Genomic DNA, 19,458 nt, shown 5'->3' with positions numbered 1-19,458 from the left:
GTGACCGCCACGGGGGCGGCGTCACGACGACGGGATCGCGGTCACTGCGGTGGCCCCTGCGGCGAAGGGTTCCCACGGGAGTAGGCGTGGTACGCGGCTTCCAGAGCCCGGGGCAGCAGGCTGGTCAGCCCCTCGGGAGCCTGGAGAGGGAAGAAGGGGCTGATCCTGAGGTCTGCCAGGTGCGGCATGGCCTGCTCCGGTGCCGGTGCGTGGGCCAGCGGGGAGTTGGGCTCTGTGGCCCTTCCGTCCTGCGGATCCCACCCGACGATCACGGTCGTTCCCGGTTCGCGTGCCGCGTCCAGCCGTGCCAGTTGGTGCCGCAGTTCCGGTACGAGCGGAGCCCAGCGGTCCACCAGAAGGAGCAGCGGCCCAGGAGAGGGGTGACCGTCGTCGATGCGTCGCACTTCCTCCGCGAGCGTGGAGACGTCCACCTGGCTGTTCAGCCGGAAGGCCAGATCGATCACGGCGTCGGCCAGCGGGCGTGGTGAGGCGGGGCTGTACGGGTTCCACTCCTCCGGGGTGTCGCCGTAGTGGGAAGGGTCGGGCCCGTCGGGCAGGTTGTGCCTGGTGGGAGCTGCCACGGCGACCCTGAGGGTGTCCGGCTGATGCAGGGGAGAGTGGAAGGCGCTGGGAACGGTCCGGTAGTCGATCACGGGCCCGTCCCCGGGGGAGGTGTCCGCCGCGACGACGATCCGCTTGGCCAGTTCGTACACCGCGCGTTCGTACTGCTCGGCGAAGCGCCGGAGTTTGATGAGCCCATACAGCCCGTCCGTGGCGTACTGCTCTCCGAAGTCACGATCGGAGTACGACAATCGGGACGCCACGTCCGGCAACTGCCCGGCCGGTACCGGGACCCAGAGCGCGGGCACGATCGGCGCGGTCGCAGGTGCTGCGCCGGGGTAGGGCCGACGCTTGGCCCTGGCCTCGAAGGCGTACCACTCCCTGCCGCAGGTCTCGCTGGCGAAGTAGCGCGGAGAGTACAGAGGAACGAACACCCGGCAGCGGGACAGCACGTCGCTGAGCCGCTCCGACCAGTTCTCACCACTGCGTATCTCCCGGTCCATGAACCCGGCAGGCACCCCCGCCGGGATGTCCCTCAGCGCCATGAGATGGCCGCACAGGTCACGGAAGAGCCGCTCCACCCAGAGGTCCGCGTCCTGCCCGTCCCGGCCGTGCCGTGGGGTGCGGGCGTAGCTCAGGAAGAAGTACGGCCGCTCCCTCTCCGCGGAGGGCCGGGGGCGGGCCGGACGCGCTGACGACCGCTCGACGGCCGGGCCGAGGGCGACGGTGCGCCCGCCCGGTCCCGCCTCCACCGGCTCGGGCAGGGCATCGCGTGATATCGCGGCGATGGGGGCGGTGCCGGGAGAGATCTCCGTACCGCCCGCCGGGTCCGCGACGAGTGCGGGGAAGTGACCGCAGGCAGCGGCGTTCGAGGAGAGGAAGGCGTCGACCGCGTCCTGTACGCGGGCCGCGTCACGTACACCCAGCCGTGGGGCGAGCCTTTCGCGCACGCCGGTCTCGAAACGCAGCAGCGGGGACGAGAGGCCGGGTTCGGGTGATGTCTGCAGGGAGACGAGACCGCCCACGACGAATTCCGCCACGTCGGCCGCATCGGCCTCCGGAACCAGTTCCTGGCGGATGACGTTGAGAAGCGCCGCGGGCAGGGCCGGATAGGAGGAGGCGAGCACCCCCAGCCGTATCGCCTCGGTCGACGCCCGGTGCAGGAACGCCTCCACCGCGTTCGCGGCCGGCTGCGCGGCAACTACCGTACGAGGTGATGACCCTCCGGTCAGGAGTACCGCCTCGCAACCCTCCGGGGCGGCGCGCATCAGCGTACGTGCCCACAGCCCGAGGGAGCGTGGCGAGAGCGAGGCTACGGGCACCGGCACCCAGGGGCCGACACCCGTTCCGGAGCCCGTTCCGGTCGAGGCTTCGTCGTCGAGCAGCGGCGGGACGGCGTACCGCAGCTCGGTATTGCGCGGGCCCGGCGTTCTCGGGGGCGTGACCCTGACAGCCGGCAGGTCGAGGCCGGAGTAGCGCCAGATCCTGGGCGGCAGCGGATTCACCAGGAGGGTGGGAGACCAGAACGCCCACCCGTGCAGAAGGGGCTCCCATCGCCGGTCGCCGGCACAGTCGGAGAAGACCAGGACGAGCCGCCGTGGCTGTGGCGAGCGTGCGGGAACCGTGGGGGGCTGATCCACGCCGGTGGTGGGCGCGGGCCTGCCGGAGGCGATCCCTCCGACGCGGACCGTGCGGAACGCACCGGTTCTGGCCAGAACCCTCACCAGTTCCTCGGCGGTGTCCGACCACACGGACATGGTCGGTGACCGGTCGATGAACACCCTGAGGTCGAACCACCGTTCGGGCGCGGGCCGGAAGACGGGCAGCAGTTCTTCCGTACGGGCGTAGGCCGACACCGTGGCATCGATGTCCAGCCGCAGCCGTCGGCCGCTCCGCCATGAACGGCGCAGCGGTCTGAGCGAACGCGCGATCTCCCGGGCGCGCGGAAGCGCGGAACCTCGTGGCAGAGCGACCTTCCTGCCGCGCAATCCGCCACCGACGGACGGATCGACCGTACGGCTTCCGGGCGAGGGCGCCCACACTCCGACCTTCTCGCGCGGATCGACCCTCCCGTGTCCGGCTTGCGGCCCTCCGGCCTGCCCGCCCGGTGAGCGGACCGGTCGCTGGTGGCGGGCGGCGAGCCAGAGCACCTCACTGATCGCCACGGCGTCCAGTTTCCGGCCGAGACCCTGCAGTGCCGCGACGACGGCCAGCAGCGGATCGTCGGGACGGCGGGCAGAACCCTCCTCGGTGTCCGGCGGAGGGGAGGAGGACGGCTCAGGGGCCGGAGCACCGGGGTCAGGCACCGGAGAGGTCCCGCATGAGGAGGCTGACGACCCGTTCGCGCTCGGCGCTCTCCGACCCGTTCGGGCCGCTCAGCAGATGCAGGGTCGCAAGCAGCTGGTCGATCGCCAGGCTCTCGCCTCCCGCGAGCCGCTGGACGAACTGCTGGACCAGCTCGGCGGCGGGTCCGGACTCTCCCACGTCCAGGCCCAGGTGGCGGCGCACGACGTTGCGGACCAGCCCGGCGGTCGGAAGAGGCATGGAGTAGCGGACGCACCGGCGCAGGAAGGGGGCGGGCAGCTCCTGTTCACCGTTGCTGGTCATCAGGATGAACGGGAACTCGGTGCACTGCACGTGCCCGTTCTCGACAAGCCGCCGGTCCTCGCTCTCCCAGGTACGGACCCACGCCGACCGCTGCTCCTCCCGTAACAGCTCGGCGATGCGGAACTCCCCGCGCTCCAGTACGTCCAGGAGGTCGCCCGGCAGGTCCAGGTCGGCCTTGTCGATCTCATCGATCAGCAGGGCGCGCGGACGCGACGACGGGAGCAGGGCGGTACCCAGGGGGCCCAGGGTCAGGAAGGACGCGATGTCGTCCGTCCCCGCCTCGCCGCCGACCCGGGCCGTCTCCTGCTGGAGCCGGTGGGCGTGGATGCGGCCGAGGACGTCGTAGCGGTACAGGGCGTCACCGAGGGTGCTGCGTGAAGTGACGTGCCAGCGCAGCACCGGGCCCAGCGCCAGTTCGGTCGCCACCTGCTCGATCACCGTGGACTTGCCGGTGCCCGGGCCCCCGGTGATCAGCAGGGGCCGACGGAGCGCGAGTGCGGCGTTCACCGCCTCGGTCAGCCCCGTCGGCGGTTCGAAGACCTCGGCCGCCGAACGGACCGGAAAGGTCCGCCAGGGCGGAGGTTCGGGCAGAGCCGCATCGGCCCGGACGGTCCCGTCGCCGCGGTAACTGGTGTTCCAGGTCAAGGTGACCCCTCGCTTCTGACAGGTGGGACGGGCAGGGCGGGTGAGGCAGGTGGAGCAGGCCGGGCGGAGGAGGGCGGTGTCCGGAACAACCGGCAGAAGCGCAGCCATTCCTCGTCGTCCCAGACCGCCCGGAGATCCGCGAGGTCCGCGTCGGCGCCGCCTTGCCAGCGCTTCCGATAGGCATCGACGAGAGCACCGGGCATGGCCCACCAGCTGTCGTCGAGGAAGGCGTGCCGCTCGGCGGGGAATCCGGCCGGGGCGTGCGGCTGGGGCCAGAGCAGAACCGGTGTGTAGGCGAGAAGGGTGTCCAGGAGGTGGGCGTCCGTGCCCGGATGGTGCAGCAGCCCGATCCCGCGTGCGTAGCTGCCGTTGCGCAGCCGCCCCCGCAGAGCTTGCGGATCGGCGACATCGCCCGGCCCGAGCCAGTCCACGGGAGTCTCCCCGGTCTCCCCGGACAAGGACTCCCAGCGCGCGGCGACCATGGCCTCGATGCTGCGCACCGAGGCGTCGGGCGCCAGTCGGCTGCTCCAGTGCAGTCGCACGTCGTACCGGACGCCCAGGAGCATGGCGGCGCCTGCCTCCTCCGGGTGCCAGTCCAGCAGCAGTTTGCCGGGAGCGGCCACATCGACCCGTGTGAGGGGGAGCGCGAGCGTTCCGGCGTGGTCCTCGGCCCACAGGACGGCGTCCTCGATCGCCGCCTCGGTGCCCCGCCGGTCGGCCGGGTCGCTGAGGAACTCCTGGTGGTGGATCACCGAACCGTCCAGGAGGAGCCAGCCGTCCACCGTCTCCGGCCAGTCGCCGGTGAGGGAGGCGTGGAGACCGATGACGAGGGTGAGACGGCTCCGGCTGGCACGGCGGGCCGTTGCCTCGACGGCGTCGTTGACCTCGACGAGCGCCTGGATCCGTACGGCCCAGGAACGCAGTGCGGGGTCGTCGGAGGACTTGCCGCAGATCTGGGCCAGCAGTGCCACGAACTGTGCGAGCCCCCGCCGTCCGTCGCTCTCGCTGACCGGGTGGTTGAACGTCAGCTCGTCGACGATGGCCACATCGGTGGGGGCACAGGCTCCGGGAGGCCTGCCGGCCGCGGCGGACAGGGTGTGGTGGGCCTGCCGCAGCCGCGCGGTGGTCAGTCCGGTGCCGATCCACTCACGGATGAAGGCCACCGTCGTCACCGCGGTGATGAGTCCGTCCACCGCCCGTAGCGCCCGCTCTCGCGCCGGACCGGGAGGGTGCCGCAGCACCGCGGTCCGGCAGTGCAGAGCCTCCCCCAGGTCAGGGGCCCCGTCCGGCACGGGGGCGGCCGGATCCAGCGCGGTCAGCGCCCTGGTCAGCTCCTCGGTCGCCAGCGTGCCGCTGAGGCTCCCACCCCGCGCCTTCACGACAGCGGCGTTACGCGCCACCCAGAGAGGTCCGTCTGCCAGGCCGTCCCCGTCGTACTCGAAGCAGGTGACGTTCTGCCCGACCACCACCGCCCGCAGGGCGTCGCGGACGTCGGTGGTGCTCAGGTGCGTGCCCGTGCGAGGCAGCCCCGCACGGACCAGGGCGGCCAGCTGCCGGGAGAAGACCAGGTCTCTGGCCGCCTGGCCCACCGAGGAGGCCATGAGCAGGCTCAGCCGCGTCCGGCCGCTGCGCGCACCTCCCGTAAGGGCGTCCATCGCGGGAGGAGCACCCCCGGCGTGGCAGGTGTCGATGATCCCGATCACACCGTCCACGCCGGGGTGGTCCGCGGCCCTCGCCAGCATTTCGCCCACGTTGACCGCCCCGTGGCGAAGGTCCTCGCCGGACTCCGCGCACATGAGGTGGAGTTCACTGGTGCGGCCCGGTGCGAAGCCGTGACCGAGGAATCCCAGCACGAGTGTGGCTCCGTGCTCGGCCGCGTGGCCGATCGCCTCCTCCAGCCGGTCCACCACGGACCGGCTCTCCAGGCCGTGTCCCATGATGAGCGCGCCGCCGTCGGACATGCCGGGCTCGCAGGAACCGAGCGCGGGGTCGGTGAGTACGGCGTAGAGGTCGGTGGCCGCCTCCTCGAGGCGTTCCAGATGCTCCATGGACGCGCAATGGGGGGCGACGACCACGACGTGCCGACGGCCGCCGGGGCCGCTGCTCATCCGGCGGAGCCGGCGGGGGCCGAGGGGGTGCTGCCGGGAACAACCTCGGGGGCGACGTGCGGCGTACGGGCCAGTTCCTCGGCCACCCGTCCGGCCACGGCGGGCTGCGCGAGGTACTTCTCGGCCGAGTGGACCCAGGTGCCGTCCGAGTCGATGCGCAGACTGGCGGGGAGCACCCCCGAGCCGTTCGGCCGCATGTCCCGCTCCAGGTGGGGCCGGACCGCCAGGATGTCGTCACGGTCCCAGAAGTTCAGCCACTTCTCCACGCGGGCCGGAACGGCGGGAGGCTGGGGGGCCAGCCGTGGCCAGATCACCGTGCGCATGGGCAGGGGCGAGCCCAGAGTCACGAACAGCGGTGTCCGTGTGGTGACTTCGTGCAGGGCCTCCAAGGCCACGACGGTGCCCAGGGAGTGCGCGACGACCACGCTCGGCCCGTCCGAGACGGCCGCGAGCACCCGGTCGCGGACGCGGCGGTCGAGGGTCCTCCCCGACGCGTCGTGCTCACCACGGGCCAGATAGCGGGCCACTTGGGACAGATGCCCCACCATCACCTTGGGGGTGATCCACTGCGCTGTCCGTCCCCATGGCCGGAGTGCCAGCAGTGTCGTGGTCACGTTGAGGGCGCGCCGTACGACCTGGAGGGAACCCTGCTGCTGGGTTCCGGGCTCCGCCTCCGCACGGGCATGTTCCAGCAGACGCTGCTCACGCGGACCCTCCGCTTCGTAACTCAGCGCCTCCACCCAGTCGATGAGGAGATCCGAGAGGACAGAGGCGGCCTCCTCGTCGTCCCCGAGGGCGGCAGGAGCTTCCGCGCCCTGCTTCTGATGGCCCGTGAAGAGGTCCGCATAGGAGGCGAACACGCACTCCACCGAGGTGTCGGAGAGCAGGCGGTCGGCCGAGGCCGAGTGCCCGCTCAGCCGCATTCCGTGTGCCAACGCCGCTTTCCAGGCGTCGAGTTCACGTTCCGGGTCGCGCGGGCCTCCGATCCCGTGCACGAAGACGAGCCGCGGGCCCACCGGATCACCCCTCCCCGTCGGATGCGCCATGCCTGCAGGCTAGCAACGGCCGGGCGACCCTGTGAGGGAAAGGGCGGCGGTCGTGACCCCGTTCGGTGAAAGTCCGGGCGGGCGCCTTCTCAAGGGGTGTGCTGTGTGAAATTGTACTGTCGTACTGCACCTTGCGTGTCCATGCCAAAAATGGACGCGTGAGGTGCCGCTCCGCCATCCCCACCACCCTCATCCCCCACACCCGTACCGGGTGAGCCTGAAGAGGAGGCAGCTGGTGAGACCAGCATCGATGCGCCGACGCGCCGTGGCCCTGGCCGCGTTGGCGCTCTGCATGTGCCTGGGTACGACCTCGTTCGGCGCCCCGTCGTTCGCTTCCACCCCACAGCGTCCGGCCGTCGCCGCAGGCGTCGCGGCCCCGGATCCGGCGGGCGGTGGTGGTGGCGGTGCGGAGATTCCGCCCGCCGCCTCCCTCCTGCCGGACGGGGCGCCGGAGCCCGATCACGTACGCGCCTCGGCGCTGCCCGTCGACGAACGGGGCCCGGCCCCGGCGTCCGGCGCGGCGCTCAGGCGGGACTACGACGAGCCCCGGGAAGGGGCCGCCACCGCTGCCGCCGCCTGTGATCCGGCGGACTTCACCTCACGTACGGGCAGCGCCCTCGGCCAGCAGATCAAGGACTCCACCACGGAGTGCCTCAACACGCTGTTCGGCCTCACCGGCGAGAACGCGCGCCTGGCCTTCCGCGAGGCGCAGATGGTGACGGTGGCGAACGCGCTGCGCGACGCCTCGGCCACCTACCCGGGCAACGGCTCCACCGGCGTCACCCAGTTGGTGCTGTACCTGCGCGCCGGGTACTACGTGCAGTGGTACAACGAGTCGGCCGTCGGGCCCTACGGACCGGCGCTCACCACCGCGATACGGGGCGGGCTCGATGCCTTCTTCGCCTCGCCGCGCTCCCGTGACGTGACCGACGCCAACGGTGTGACGCTCTCCGAAGCAGTCGTGCTCATCGACAGCTCCCAGGAGAACGCCCGCTACCTCGACGTGGTGAAGCGTCTGCTCACCGCCCACGACTCCTCGTACAACGAGCTGTGGAACATGCGGGCCGCCGTGAACAGCACCTTCACCGTGCTCTTCCGGGGGCACCAACTCCCGGCGTTCGTCGAGGCGGTGGCGGCGGACCGGTCCACCACCGACACGCTCCACTCCTTCGCCGACCGCAACCTCGGCCTGCTCGGTACCGACCACGCCTTCCTCGTCACCAACGCGGGCCGCGAACTCGCCCGCCTCCTGGCGTACGAGGCGCTGCGCCCCACGGTCCGGACGCAGGTCAAGGGGCTCCTCGACAGGACCTCCATCACGGGTGCCACCGCACCGCTGTGGGTGGGCCTGGCCGAGTCGGCCAACTACTACGACGCCGCCAACTGCGCCTACTTCGGCACCTGCGACCTGGCCGACCGCCTCGACCGGGCGGCCCTGCCGGTCCGCCACGAGTGCGGCGAGAGCCTGCGCATCCGCGCCCAGGAGATGGCCGCCGCCCAACTCGCCGCCACCTGCGCCGACCTGGCGCGACAGGACGCCTTCTTCCACGAACTCGCCCGGGACGACGGGCCGGTGGCCGGAGACCTCAACACAGGGCTCGAAGTCGTCGTCTACAACTCCAGCGACGACTACGGCACATACGCGGGTGCCATGTTCGGCATCGACACGAACAACGGCGGCATGTACCTGGAGGGTGACCCGTCCGCCGTGGGCAACCAGCCGCGCTTCATCGCCTACGAAGCCGAGTGGCTGCGGCCGGACTTCCAGATCTGGAACCTCAACCACGAGTACACCCACTACCTCGACGGCCGCTTCACCATGGCCGGTGACTTCGCGGACGGCATGACCACCCCGACCGTCTGGTGGGTCGAGGGCTTCGCGGAGTACGTCTCCTACTCCTACCGCGGCCTCACCTACGAAGCGGCCATCACCGAGGCGGGCAAGCGCACTTACGCCCTGAGTACCCTCTTCGACACCACCTACGACAACAGCGACAGCGTCCGGATCTACCGCTGGGGCTATCTCGCGGTCCGCTACATGCTCCAGTCCCACCGCGCGGACCTGGACACCGTCCTGCGCCACTACCGCGCCGGAGACTGGAACGCGGCCCGCACCCATCTCAAGACCACCATCGGCACCCGCTACGACGCCGACTGGAACACCTGGCTCGCCGCCTGCGCGGCGGGCGACTGCGGTGAGATCACCGATCCGACCGACCCCACCGATCCGCCGGAGCTGCCGGAGTGCACCCACCCCGAGCGGACCCGGCTCGACCGCGACTGCGCACGCTCCGGCATCACGGTCCGGGCCGGTGACTACGCCTACCTGACCGTGTATGTCCCCGACGGGACGGCGAAGTTGAGCATCCGTACCCGTGGTGGGACCGGCGACGCCGACCTGTACCACCGGGCCGGTTCCTGGCCGTCGAAGACCGACTACGACCACCGGTCGGCCACACCGGGCAACGTCGAGACGGTGACGGTGAACAGCCCCGCCCCCGGCTGGCACTACCTCTCCGTCGCCGCCGAACACGCGGTGTCGGGGCTCGTGGTCTCCGCCGAGTTCTGAGCGCGCACGCGCGATCGGTCCGTTCCCGGCCGGTCCTGGGCCGGGAACGGACCGAACCGGCCGGAAGTGGATCGGCCGACCGGGAGCGGGTCTTGGCAGGCGCTGCGTCATGTGACATGTTACCGGCGTGCTCAAGGGAGAGTCCGTGGATCTCGTCGTGATCGGCGCCGGAACCGTCGGTGCCGCGTGTGCCTACTACGCGGCCCGGGCCGGTCTGTCGGTGGCCGTCGTCGACCGGGGGCCGGTCGCCGGTGGCACCAGCGGCTCGGGCGAGGGAAACCTCCTCGTCTCGGACAAGGAACCCGGCCCGGAGCTCGAGTTGGCCCGGATGTCGCTCGCGCTCTGGGGCGAGCTGGCCCATGTGCTCCCCAAGGATGTCGAGTTCGAGTCCAAGGGCGGGATCGTCGTGGCAGAGGACGGTGAACAGCTTTCTCTGTTAAGGGAGTTCGCTGACGCCCAAGGGCGGGCCGGGGTTGCCGTGGAGGAGGTCGGTGCCGACGGACTCCGTGAACAGGAGCCCCACCTCGCGCCCGGGCTCGCCGGAGGGTTCCACTACCCCGAGGACGCCCAGGTGCAGCCGGCGCGGGCGGCCGCCCGGCTGCTGGAGTGCGCGGGGCGAGCGGGGGCGCGGATCTTCCTGGGGGAGGAGGTCACGGCCGTGACGACCACCCCGGACGGCCGGGTGAGCGGCATACGGACCCCGCGCCGACGGCTGCTCACCGGGGCCGTCGTGAACGCGGCGGGCACCTGGGCGGACCGGGTCGCGGAGCTGGCGGGCTCCTGTCTCCCCGTCCAGCCGCGCCGGGGCTTCGTCCTCGTCACCGAACCCCTGCCCCCGCTCATCCGCCACAAGGTGTACGCGGCCGGGTACGTCGCCGATGTGGCCAGCGGGGACGCCGGGTTGCAGACCTCGCCCGTCGTGGAGGGCACGCCCGCCGGGCCCGTCCTCATCGGCGCCAGCCGGGAACGGGTGGGGTTCGACCGCCGCCTCTCGGCCGAGGCCGTCCACCGGCTGGCCGCCGCCGCGACCGGCCTCTTCCCGGTGCTCGCGCAGGTGCGCGTCCTCCGTGTCTACTGCGGCTTCCGCCCGTATCTGCCCGACCATCTGCCGGCCATCGGCCCCGACCCGTACGTCCCCGGCCTCTACCACGCCTGCGGCCACGAAGGCGCCGGGATCGGCCTCGCTCCGGCGACCGGGATGGTCATCGCCCGGCAAGTGGTGGGCGAGAAGGTGGGGTTGGATGCCACGCCCTTCGATCCGGGGAGGCTGGTCGAGTCCGCCGCCGATCCGCTGCCGACGTGAGCCTGAGCCTGAGCGTGGGATCTGAGAGGGGAGGAGTGGTCCATGCGTAACCGGTCCGAGCCATCCGTTGATACGGGAGGCGTGCGAGGCGCGGGAGGTGCGGAGGGCGAGGTGGAGGGGGACACGGACGTTGTTCGCTTCGCCTTTGACGGCCGTGCCCTTGCCGCCCGCCGAGGGCAGAGCATCGCGGGCGCCCTCTGGGGCCACGGCATCGTCACCTTGCGCACGACACGCGGCGGCGGCCGACCGCGCGGGGCGTTTTGCGGGATGGGCGTCTGCTTCGACTGTCTGGTCGTCGTCAACGGCGTACCCGGCCAACGTGCCTGTCTTGTCAGGGTGTCGGAGGGCGATGCGGTCACCTCGCAGGAAGGACACGGGCATGGTGCGCTCGGCAGCTGACGTCGGGCGGGGGAGCTGCGGGGCTGCCTCCGGCCGTACGGAGGGTGGTGCCCACCGCGCGTCCGGCGGCTTCGATCTGGCGGTCGTCGGTGCCGGGCCCGCAGGCCTGGCCGCCGCCGTCACCGCAGCTGACGGGGGTCTGCGGGTGGTGCTGATCGACGCATCGGAACGGCCGGGCGGCCAGTACTTCCGCCAGGCCGCCCCCGGCCTGGGCCCCGCCCGTGGCCCCGTCCCCGCTCCCGGCCCTGCCTCCGGCCTCGGCCCCGCTCCCGGCTCTGTCCCCGGTCTCGCCTCCGACTCCGCTCCCGGCCCCGCCCCCCTCCCCAGCCCCGCCCCCCGTCTCACCCTCGCCCGGGGCGGCAAGGCCGTCCACCGCAAGCGGGCCACCTTCGCCGCCCTGTCCGCCCGATTCGCGGCGCACCTGCGGGACGGGCGGATCACCCACCTCCCGCGTCGCCATGTCTGGACGGCCGAAGGCGGCGACCCGGCGGCAGGCCCGGACCGGGGCCGGGACTGGGACCGGGGCTACTGGACGCTCCGCCATGTCCCGGTCGACGGGGCGCCGACCGGGCCCGCACCGGAAACCGATGCACCGGCCTCCGGCGCGCTCGCCCCCAACACACCCACCCCCGACGCACCCGCCCCCGGCATCCACGTCACCACGGCCCGCTTCCTCCTCCTCGCGACCGGTGCCTACGAGCGCCAACTCCCCTTTCCCGGCTGGACCCTGCCCGGTGTGGTCGCCGCCGGTGGGGCCCAGGCCGTGCTCAAGGACTCCTGTGCCTTGCCCGGTCGGCGCATTGTCGTTGCCGGGAGCGGGCCGCTCCTGCTCGCCGTCGCCGTCTCCCTCGCGGAGGCGGGCGCCGAGATTCCGGTGCTGGCCGAGGCCGCCTCGTACGCCGCCTACGCCTCCCGCCCCGGCGCCCTCGTCCGTAACCCGGCGAAGGCGGTGGAAGGGGCCCGGCTCGCGGGGGAGCTGCTGCGGTACGGGATCCGGGTGCGCACCCGCAGCGCGGTCGTCCGGGCGCACGGTACGGACCGGGTCGAGGCGGTCACCCTCGCCACGCTCGACCGCGAGTGGCGGCCGGTGGCCGGGACCGAGGTACGGATCGCCTGTGACGCGCTCGCCGTCGGCCACGGCCTCGTTCCTCAGCTCGAACTCGCCGTCGCCCTGGGCTGCACCCTCCGCACCGCTCCGGACGGAACACCCGCCGTCGCCGTCGACGACCAACAGCGCACCGATATCGCCGGGTTGTGGGCGGCGGGCGAATCCACCGGCATCGGCGGTGTCGAACTGGCCCTGGAGGAAGGGAGGGCGGCGGCCCTGAGCATGATGGCATCGCTCCACCAGCGCGGGCAGGGACACGAGCGCGGGCGCGGGTGGGTGAGGGCGACGACCACCACCGCCCGGCAACGCCGCTTCGCCGACCTCATGGCGGGCGTCCACCGCCCAGGCGCCCACTGGACGCACTGGCTCACCGACGAGACCGAGGTCTGCCGTTGCGAGGAGGTCACCGCCCACGAGCTGCGGCAGGCATACGAGTTGGGAGCCCGGGATGTGCGGAGCGCCAAGCTCCTCACCCGCGCGGGCATGGGCTGGTGCCAGGGCCGTATGTGCGAGACGGCCGTCACCTGTCTCGCGGCGGGCGGCGACGGCTCGGCCCGGCTCGCCCCGGCCCGCCGCCCACTCTCCTGCCCGGTCTCCCTCCGGGACCTCGCGGAGTCCGCCCCCTCGGCCGAGCCCGGCTCCGGCACCTGACCCTCGAAGGCCCGGCCGAACGACGAACACCCCAACCGCCCACGCGAACGAAGGAGTTCCCCATGCATCGGTCCCGTCCCTGGCGCGGCGTCATGGTCGCCACCACGCTGCCCTTCCGCGATGACCTCTCCGTCGACCACGACGCCTACGCCGACCACGTCCGCTCGCTCATCGACGCGGGCTGCGACGGCGTCGTACCGAACGGGTCCCTCGGGGAGTACCAGACCCTCACCGAGGAGGAGCGCCGCCGCGTGGTCGAGACCGCCGTCGACGCGGCGGGCGACGGGGACCGGGTGATGCCGGGCGTGGCCGCCTACGGCAGTGCGGAGGCCCGGCGTTGGGCCGAGCAGGCGGCGGAGGCCGGGGCCGGTTCCGTGCTCCTGCTGCCGCCCAACGTCTACCGGGCCGACGAGAGTGCCGTCCGTGCGCACTACGCCGAGGTCGCCCGTGCCGGGCTGCCCGTGGTCGCCTACAACAACCCGTATGACACCCGGGTCGACCTGACCCCCGCTCTGCTGGCGCAGCTCCACGAGGCCGGGGACATCGTCGCCGTGAAGGAGTTCACCGGTGATGTGCGCCGGGCCTGGGAGATCGCCGAACGGGCGCCCGGGCTCGACCTGTTGATCGGCGCCGACGATGTGCTGCTGGAGCTGGCCGTGGCCGGGGCCGTCGGCTGGATCGCCGGATTCCCCAACGCGCTCCCCGGCTCCTGCACCGCCCTCTACCGGGCGGCGGTCGCCGGTGACCTGGAGACCGCCGTACCCCTGTACCGGCGGCTGCACCCGCTGCTGCGCTGGGACTCCAAGACCGAGTTCGTCCAGGCGATCAAGGCGTCCCAGGACGTGGTGGCCGACGGCAGCGGCGGGCCCTGCCGCCCTCCCCGTACCCCGCTCTCCCCGCAGGACGCCGCGACCGTACGGGCGTTGACCGAGAAGCTGCTCGTGGACGGCCTCGACTGAACCAGGGAGCCCTGGGCCCCGAGACCGTACGCCTCCACCTCACCGCCAAGGAGCAGCACCGTGCGCAGCCGCCGCACCATCCACACCGTGGAGTCCCACACCGAGGGCATGCCGACCCGGGTCGTCACCGGCGGCATCGGAGCCGTACCCGGCGCGACCATGGGGGAGAAGCGCGCCTACTTCCAGAAGCACCTGGACCACCTCCGCACCTGGCTGATGTACGAGCCGCGCGGGCACGCCGCGATGAGCGGGGCGATCCTCCAGCCGCCCACCCGGCCCGACGCCGACTGGGGCGTCCTGTTCATCGAGGTCTCCGGGCTGCTGCCGATGTGCGGGCACGGCACCATCGGCGTCGCCACCGTACTGGTCGAGACCGGCATGGTGGCCGTCACCGAACCCGTGACCACGGTCCGTCTGGACACCCCGGCCGGCCTGGTCGTCGCCGAGGTGCGCGTCGAGGACGGCGCGGCCACCGCCGTGACCCTGCGCAACGTCCCCTCCTTCACCGTCGCCCTCGACCGCGAGGTCGAGATCCCCGGGTACGGCACGGTCGCCTACGACCTCGCCTACGGCGGCAACTTCTATGCCATCCTCCCCCTCGACCGCCTCGGTCTGCCCTTCGACCGCGCCCGCAAGGACGACATCCTGCGGGCCGGGCTGGACATGATGGCCGCCATCAACGCGACCGAACCGCCCGTCCACCCCGAGGACACCTCGATCACCGGTTGCCACCACGTCCAGCTCCTGGCCCCCGGCTCCACCGCCGCGCACTCCCGGCACGCGATGGCCATCCACCCGGGCTGGTTCGACCGTTCGCCCTGCGGCACCGGCACCTCCGCCCGCATGGCCCAGCTCCACACCCGGGGCGAACTGCCCCTGCACCGCGACTTCGTGAACGAGTCCTTCCTCGGTACGTCGTTCACCGGCCGGCTCGTCGCGGAGAGCCGGGTGGCCGGGGCACCGGCGGTCGTCCCGACCATCACGGGGCGCGCCTGGATCACCGGCACCGCGCAGTTCCACCACGACCCGTCCGATCCGTTCCCGGACGGCTTCCTGCTGTGACGCCCCTGCCATGCCCCTCTCCACCCACTGCCCCTGCCTCCGCCGCTGTCCCGGGGCCCGACCCCCTCCGGAGGTGAACTCCCTTCGGGTAACGTGACATTGCACCGAAGAAGTCCGAGGTCCCGGAGGACGCCGTGGTCACCCTGCAGTCGCGCAAGCTCGTCGCTCCCACCGAGAACCTGCGCGACCAGGTGGCCCACGCCCTGCGCGCCGCGCTCATCGCGGGGGAGATCAAGCCCGGCGGTGTCTACTCGGCCCCCGCCCTCGCCGCCGAGTTCGGCGTCTCGCCCACCCCGGTGCGCGAGGCGATGCTCGACCTCGCCCGTGAGGGGCTGGTCGAGGTCGTACGGAACAAGGGCTTCCGGGTGACGGAGATGACCGAGCAGGACCTGGACGAGTACACGGAGATCCGTACGCTCATCGAGGTGCCCACCGTCGGCAAGGTCGTCCGGACCGCCACCCGCGACCAGCTCGAAGCCCTGCGCCCGGAGGCGGAGGCCATCGTGGCGGCGGCCCGGGCCCATGACCTCATCGGCTATCTGGACGCCGACCGCCGCTTCCACCTCGACCTGCTCGCCCTCGGCGGGAACCGCCATCTCGTCTCGGTCGTCGGCGACCTCCGCAAGCGGTCCCGGCTCTACGGCCTCACCGAGCTGGACGAGGCCGGGGTCCTGGTCGACTCCGCCGAGGAGCATGTGACGCTGCTCGACCTGATGATCGCCCAGGACGCGGAGGCGGCCGAGGCCCTCATGCGCCGCCATCTGGAACACGTACGGACCCTGTGGGCCAGCCGCCCGCAGTCGGAACCGCGCACCGCGCTCACCCTCGGCAGGGGCTGACCCCCGGCTCCACCAGGGCTGACCCCAGGGAACGTACGCCGTCGGTTTCAGCGGCAGAGCAGCGGCGCCTTGAGGTCCAGCTTGTGGTCCAGGCGGGCCAGGTCGTGGACGGTGAGCAGCTCCATGCGCCCGATCCGGTAGTGCACGGTGTTGACGTGCAGATGCAGGGCCTCGGCCGTCCGCGCCCAGGACCCGTTGTGGGTGAGGAAGGTGTCGAGAGTCTCCAGCAGCATCCGGTGGGAGGGGTTCGAGCCGTCGGCCAGCGGGCCCAGCGCGTGGATGCCGAACGCCGTCCGTACGTCGGCGGGGAGCCCCGAGAGCAGGGCCTCCAGGGCCGTGAGGTCATCGACGGCGGTGAGGTTCGGGCCCTCCGCCCGCCGCGCGGCCGTCAGCGCGTAACGGGCCTGCACCAGCGCGCCGTTGAGGTCGGCCGGGGTGGCGGCCGGGGCGCTGATGCCTCCGTACGGGAGGGTCGCTCCGTCGCACGCGCGCAGCGCGGGCCAGAGTCCCTTGAGCGCGGCGACCAGACCGTCCGGGGAACCGCCCGGCGAACCGGAATCCGCCGCACCCGCTCCCGTGTCTCCCGCCGCAGCGACCCTCGCATCCGCCCCCGCAGCGACCTCCGCATCCGCCCCCGCGATCACCGCCGCCGTCCCGCCCCCCCCGCCAGGCGGGCCGTCACGAACCGGTGGTCCGCCAGATGCCGCAGCACCTCCCGCAGGGCGTCGGCCTCCGTGCTCTCCTCCGCCCCCGTGGCCATCACCATCACCGTGTACGGCCCCCGCTCCGGCAGCCCGCAGGCGCGCAGGGCCGCCGGGAGCGGGGCGGCGGCGGACCTCTCCGCCTCGGCCAGGGCCAGCAGCTCCCGGGCGGGGGCCTGGGCCGCGGCCTCCCGGCGCAGCGATCCCTGCCGGTACTGGGCGAACACCTCGGCTATCTCGTGCAGCATCCGCGGCGGCACCTCCACCGCCCCGGGCAGATGCAGGAACCACTGCCCGTACGGAGACGCCTCCGGGGCCACCCGCAGGGCGGAGGCGAGCTGCCGGGACGCCTCCGCCGCCGGGAGGGCCCGGGCCGTCGGCGTACGGGCGATCGTGCGACCGGTGGCGCTGAGCACGTAACAGGGCGGGGTCCCCAGGTGGGCCACCGCGCGGGTGAGCAGGGTCGCCCGGTCCGCGCCCTCCGCGAGCAGCCGGCTCAGCTCGCCCCGGACGTTCTCCGGCAGCGCGTAGGAGGAGGCGGCGGGCCGCCTGCACCGCCGCGCTCGACGGAACCTGCCTCCTCCGCGCCCAGGACGGCTCGCTGCGCCGGGTGAAGGTGTCGGACTTCGTCACCGGGGCGGGCCGGAAGGACCTGGGCGAGGGGGAACTGCTGCGCTCGGTCACCCTCCCCGCCCGCGCCCTGGCCTCCCGTACGGCGTTCCGCCAGGCGTCCCTGTACGGGCTCGGGCGGTCGGGGGTGCTGGTCATCGGGGTGCTGGACCCGGTGGACGGCCCGCTGGGCGCCAAGTCGATGAGCGAGAGCCCGTTCAACCCGGTCGCCCCGGCCTTCGCCAACGCGCTGCGCGACGCCACGGGGATCAGGTTCACCGAACTGCCGCTGACCCGCGACCGGGTGTGGCTGGCGCTCCACGAGGCGGGCCGGTCGCGGCAGCGGTGAGAGTCCCGCGGCAGCGGTGACGGCCACACGGGAGCGGTCACGGCCCTGCGGCAGCGGTTCCGAGGCGGCGGATGCGAGGGAGCGGATCCGAGGGCAGCGGTTCCGAGCGAGCGGATCCGCCGGAGCACTCGCGCTCAGTCCACGTCGAGGATCTTGCCCATCAGCCGGGTCAGGGTCCGCCGCTCGGCCGCGGTGAGGGCGCCGAAGGCCCGGTCCAGAAGCCGCGGAACACCTCTCTCCGCCTCCTCCAGCGCGGGCCCGGCCTCCGGTGTCAGCGTCACCGCGTAGGCCCGGCGGTCCCGGGGATGGCGCTCCCGCCGTACGAGACCGGAGCCCTCCAGCGCGTCGATGCACCCCACCATCACGCTGCGGTCGATGCGCAGTTGTTCGCTCAGCTCCTGCTGAGAACAGGGGCCCACCTCGCTCAGCATCTTCAGCACGAGGTGCTGGGCCGTGGTGAGCCGCCGCCCGGCCAGCTCCTCGTCGAGCGCCCGGCCCACCAGGGACGTCGCCCGGCACAGCGCGATGTCGGGCCGCTCCCGCGCCAGTCTGGAGAAGTACCGGTCGCGTCCTGCGGCATCCGCCTCCGGGCCGGTCGGTGCGGGGCGGGAGGGCTGGGGGGCGGCGGCCATGGTGGTTCCTCCTGGTTCCAGGGCGCCACCAGCCTAGCGCCGGAGCCATGGGACGGGCCCTCCGCCGCGGCCGGGCCCACCACTCGCCGCCGGGCCTCCACCCGCCGCCGGGCCCACCGCAGCAGCAGCGCCTCCGTGGCGGAAACGGAACCCGGGGAGGGGTGCCCTGCAAGCCCCTGTACGTTTAGCTTAGGCTTGCCTAACTCTCACTGCTCGTCCAACCTGAGGAACACCCATGCTCGGCTTCACCCGCGTGCGTCGTCACACCCTTGCCGCTTCGGCCACCGCCGTCGCCCTCGCCGTCGTCCTGGCCGGCTGCTCCTCGGACGGCGACAGCGGAAAAGACGCGGCGAAGGACTCGGGCAAGGACACGAGCAACAGCGCCGGCGCCTTCCCCGTCTCGATCAAGAGCTCGCTCGGCACCGCCGAGATCAAGGAGAAGCCGCAGCGCATCGTGACCCTCGGCCAGGGCTCCGCCGAGACCGCGATAGCCCTCGGCCAGACCCCGGTCGGTATCGAGAGCTACCCGTGGGGCAGCGACAAGTCCGGCTACCTGCCGTGGATCAACGAGGCCGTGAAGAAGTCCGGCGACAAGCTGCCCAAGCAGTTCACGGGCGGCGAGGAGATCGACTTCGAGGCCATCACCGAGCTGGAGCCCGACGTCATCCTCGCCCCCTGGTCGGGCATCACGCAGAAGCAGTACGACGTCCTCAAGGACATCGCCCCCACGGTCGCCTACCCGGACCAGGCGTGGAGCACCGACTGGGACCAGCAGATCGACATCATCGGCAAGGCGCTGGGCCGCACGAAGGACACCGACGCCCTCAAGACGAAGATCGAGAAGCAGCTCTCCGACGCCGCGGCCACCCGGCCGAACTACAAGGACGTCACCTTCTCCTACATCTACAACACCGGCCCCGGCACCCTCGGCGTCTTCAAGCCCGAGGAGCAGCGCGTCAAGATGGTCTCCTCGCTCGGCCTGACCGTCGACCCGGTCGTCAACGGCTTCAAGGAGACCCCCGGCACCGACTCCGCCCTCATCGGCCTGGAGAACGCCGAGAAGCTGAAGGGCAGCGATGTGATCTTCACGTTCTACACGGACGAGAAGAACCGCAAGGAGATCGAGGGCCAGAAGCTGTACGGCGAGATCCCCGCGATCAAGAAGGGCGCCGTCGTCGCGAGCAACGACAACTCCTTCGTCACCGCCTCCTCGATCATCAACCCGCTGACCGTGCCGTGGACGATCGAGCGCTACCTGCCGATCATCGACGAGGCCGTCAAGAAGGCCGGCAAGTAACCCCGGCCGGGTA

General features: G+C 72.3%; 15 protein-coding genes and 2 pseudogenes. 10 read left to right on the top strand and 7 right to left on the bottom strand.

Annotation, left to right across the window (positions count from 1 at the left end; translation table 11 throughout):
- Positions 1-41: 41 nt before the first annotated feature.
- The 4 genes from DJ476_RS34400 to DJ476_RS06190 are packed head-to-tail and all read right to left on the bottom strand — an operon-like array spanning position 42 to position 6,967.
- Positions 42-2,867, bottom strand: a complete 2,826-nt coding sequence (locus DJ476_RS34400) for a TIR-like protein FxsC (RefSeq protein WP_162638640.1) — start codon at positions 2,865-2,867, stop codon at positions 42-44.
- Entirely contained in the window at positions 2,860-3,813 is a 954-nt protein-coding gene (locus DJ476_RS06200; protein ID WP_112490046.1) for an AAA family ATPase, read from the bottom strand. The genes DJ476_RS34400 and DJ476_RS06200 overlap by 8 nt, the downstream gene beginning before the upstream one ends.
- Positions 3,810-5,921, bottom strand: coding sequence for a vWA-MoxR associated conflict system protein (locus tag DJ476_RS06195; RefSeq protein ID WP_162638638.1), 2,112 nt, complete (start codon positions 5,919-5,921; stop codon positions 3,810-3,812). Before DJ476_RS06195 ends, DJ476_RS06200 begins: the two co-directional genes overlap by 4 nt.
- The gene (locus DJ476_RS06190) at positions 5,918-6,967 is read right to left on the bottom strand and encodes a hypothetical protein (protein WP_162638636.1); all 1,050 of its coding nucleotides are present in this window, start codon (positions 6,965-6,967) and stop codon (positions 5,918-5,920) included. Before DJ476_RS06190 ends, DJ476_RS06195 begins: the two co-directional genes overlap by 4 nt.
- Positions 6,968-7,217: 250 nt before the next feature.
- Between DJ476_RS06190 and DJ476_RS06185 the strand changes: the two genes are divergently transcribed.
- The 7 genes from DJ476_RS06185 to DJ476_RS06155 all read left to right on the top strand — a co-directional run bounded on the left by DJ476_RS06185 (position 7,218) and on the right by DJ476_RS06155 (position 15,857).
- Complete coding sequence (locus DJ476_RS06185; RefSeq protein ID WP_112490043.1) at positions 7,218-9,536, top strand: M9 family metallopeptidase; 2,319 nt, start codon at positions 7,218-7,220, stop codon at positions 9,534-9,536.
- 145 nt (positions 9,537-9,681) lie between these two features.
- Positions 9,682-10,839 carry an NAD(P)/FAD-dependent oxidoreductase gene (locus tag DJ476_RS06180; protein ID WP_112490042.1) on the top strand — a complete coding sequence of 386 codons (1,158 nt, stop codon included), beginning with the start codon at positions 9,682-9,684 and terminating at the stop codon, positions 10,837-10,839.
- A 42-nt stretch (positions 10,840-10,881) separates the two neighbouring features.
- Positions 10,882-11,238, top strand: a complete 357-nt coding sequence (locus DJ476_RS06175; RefSeq protein WP_112490041.1) for a (2Fe-2S)-binding protein — start codon at positions 10,882-10,884, stop codon at positions 11,236-11,238.
- The gene (locus tag DJ476_RS06170; RefSeq protein ID WP_112490040.1) at positions 11,219-12,997 is read left to right on the top strand and encodes an FAD/NAD(P)-dependent oxidoreductase; all 1,779 of its coding nucleotides are present in this window, start codon (positions 11,219-11,221) and stop codon (positions 12,995-12,997) included. The genes DJ476_RS06175 and DJ476_RS06170 overlap by 20 nt, the downstream gene beginning before the upstream one ends.
- Before the next feature lie 62 nt (positions 12,998-13,059).
- Entirely contained in the window at positions 13,060-13,956 is an 897-nt protein-coding gene (locus DJ476_RS06165; RefSeq protein WP_112490039.1) for a dihydrodipicolinate synthase family protein, read from the top strand.
- Between the two features lie 60 nt (positions 13,957-14,016).
- A complete protein-coding gene (locus DJ476_RS06160) occupies positions 14,017-15,018 on the top strand; it encodes a proline racemase family protein (protein WP_112490038.1) in 1,002 nt (333 codons plus the stop codon).
- Positions 15,019-15,152: 134 nt separating this feature from the next.
- Positions 15,153-15,857 carry a GntR family transcriptional regulator gene (locus DJ476_RS06155; RefSeq protein WP_112490037.1) on the top strand — a complete coding sequence of 235 codons (705 nt, stop codon included), beginning with the start codon at positions 15,153-15,155 and terminating at the stop codon, positions 15,855-15,857.
- A gap of 47 nt (positions 15,858-15,904) precedes the next feature.
- Here DJ476_RS06155 and DJ476_RS35410 read toward each other — a convergent pair whose 3' ends face one another.
- A complete protein-coding gene (locus DJ476_RS35410) occupies positions 15,905-16,501 on the bottom strand; it encodes a PucR family transcriptional regulator (protein ID WP_318294409.1) in 597 nt (198 codons plus the stop codon).
- Positions 16,498-17,004: a hypothetical protein gene (locus DJ476_RS06145; protein WP_112490036.1), complete on the bottom strand. Its 507-nt coding sequence runs from the start codon at positions 17,002-17,004 to the stop codon at positions 16,498-16,500. Before DJ476_RS06145 ends, DJ476_RS35410 begins: the two co-directional genes overlap by 4 nt.
- Before the next feature lie 107 nt (positions 17,005-17,111).
- Between DJ476_RS06145 and DJ476_RS06140 the strand changes: the two are divergent.
- Together DJ476_RS06140 and DJ476_RS35090 are read left to right on the top strand one after the other, a co-directional pair.
- Positions 17,112-17,358: pseudogene (locus DJ476_RS06140) on the top strand (FAD binding domain-containing protein); the annotation flags it as partial.
- A pseudogene (locus DJ476_RS35090) lies at positions 17,349-17,516 on the top strand (hypoxanthine oxidase); the annotation flags it as partial. The pseudogenes DJ476_RS06140 and DJ476_RS35090, both read left to right, overlap by 10 nt.
- 134 nt (positions 17,517-17,650) lie before the next feature.
- On the opposite strand, the gene DJ476_RS06135 reads toward DJ476_RS35090, so the two are convergent.
- Positions 17,651-18,148, bottom strand: a complete 498-nt coding sequence (locus tag DJ476_RS06135) for a MarR family winged helix-turn-helix transcriptional regulator (RefSeq protein ID WP_103419575.1) — start codon at positions 18,146-18,148, stop codon at positions 17,651-17,653.
- Positions 18,149-18,383: 235 nt separating this feature from the next.
- Here DJ476_RS06135 and DJ476_RS06130 point away from each other — a divergent pair, with 235 nt between their 5' ends.
- Complete coding sequence (locus DJ476_RS06130) at positions 18,384-19,445, top strand: iron-siderophore ABC transporter substrate-binding protein (protein WP_103419574.1); 1,062 nt, start codon at positions 18,384-18,386, stop codon at positions 19,443-19,445.
- Positions 19,446-19,458 lie beyond the last annotated feature (13 nt).

Origin of the sequence: Streptomyces bacillaris (assembly GCF_003268675.1) — a bacterium.
Classification (GTDB): domain Bacteria; phylum Actinomycetota; class Actinomycetes; order Streptomycetales; family Streptomycetaceae; genus Streptomyces; species Streptomyces bacillaris.
The sequence above is the reverse complement of the archived record's forward strand: the minus strand, read 5'-3'. Positions and strand labels throughout refer to the sequence as shown.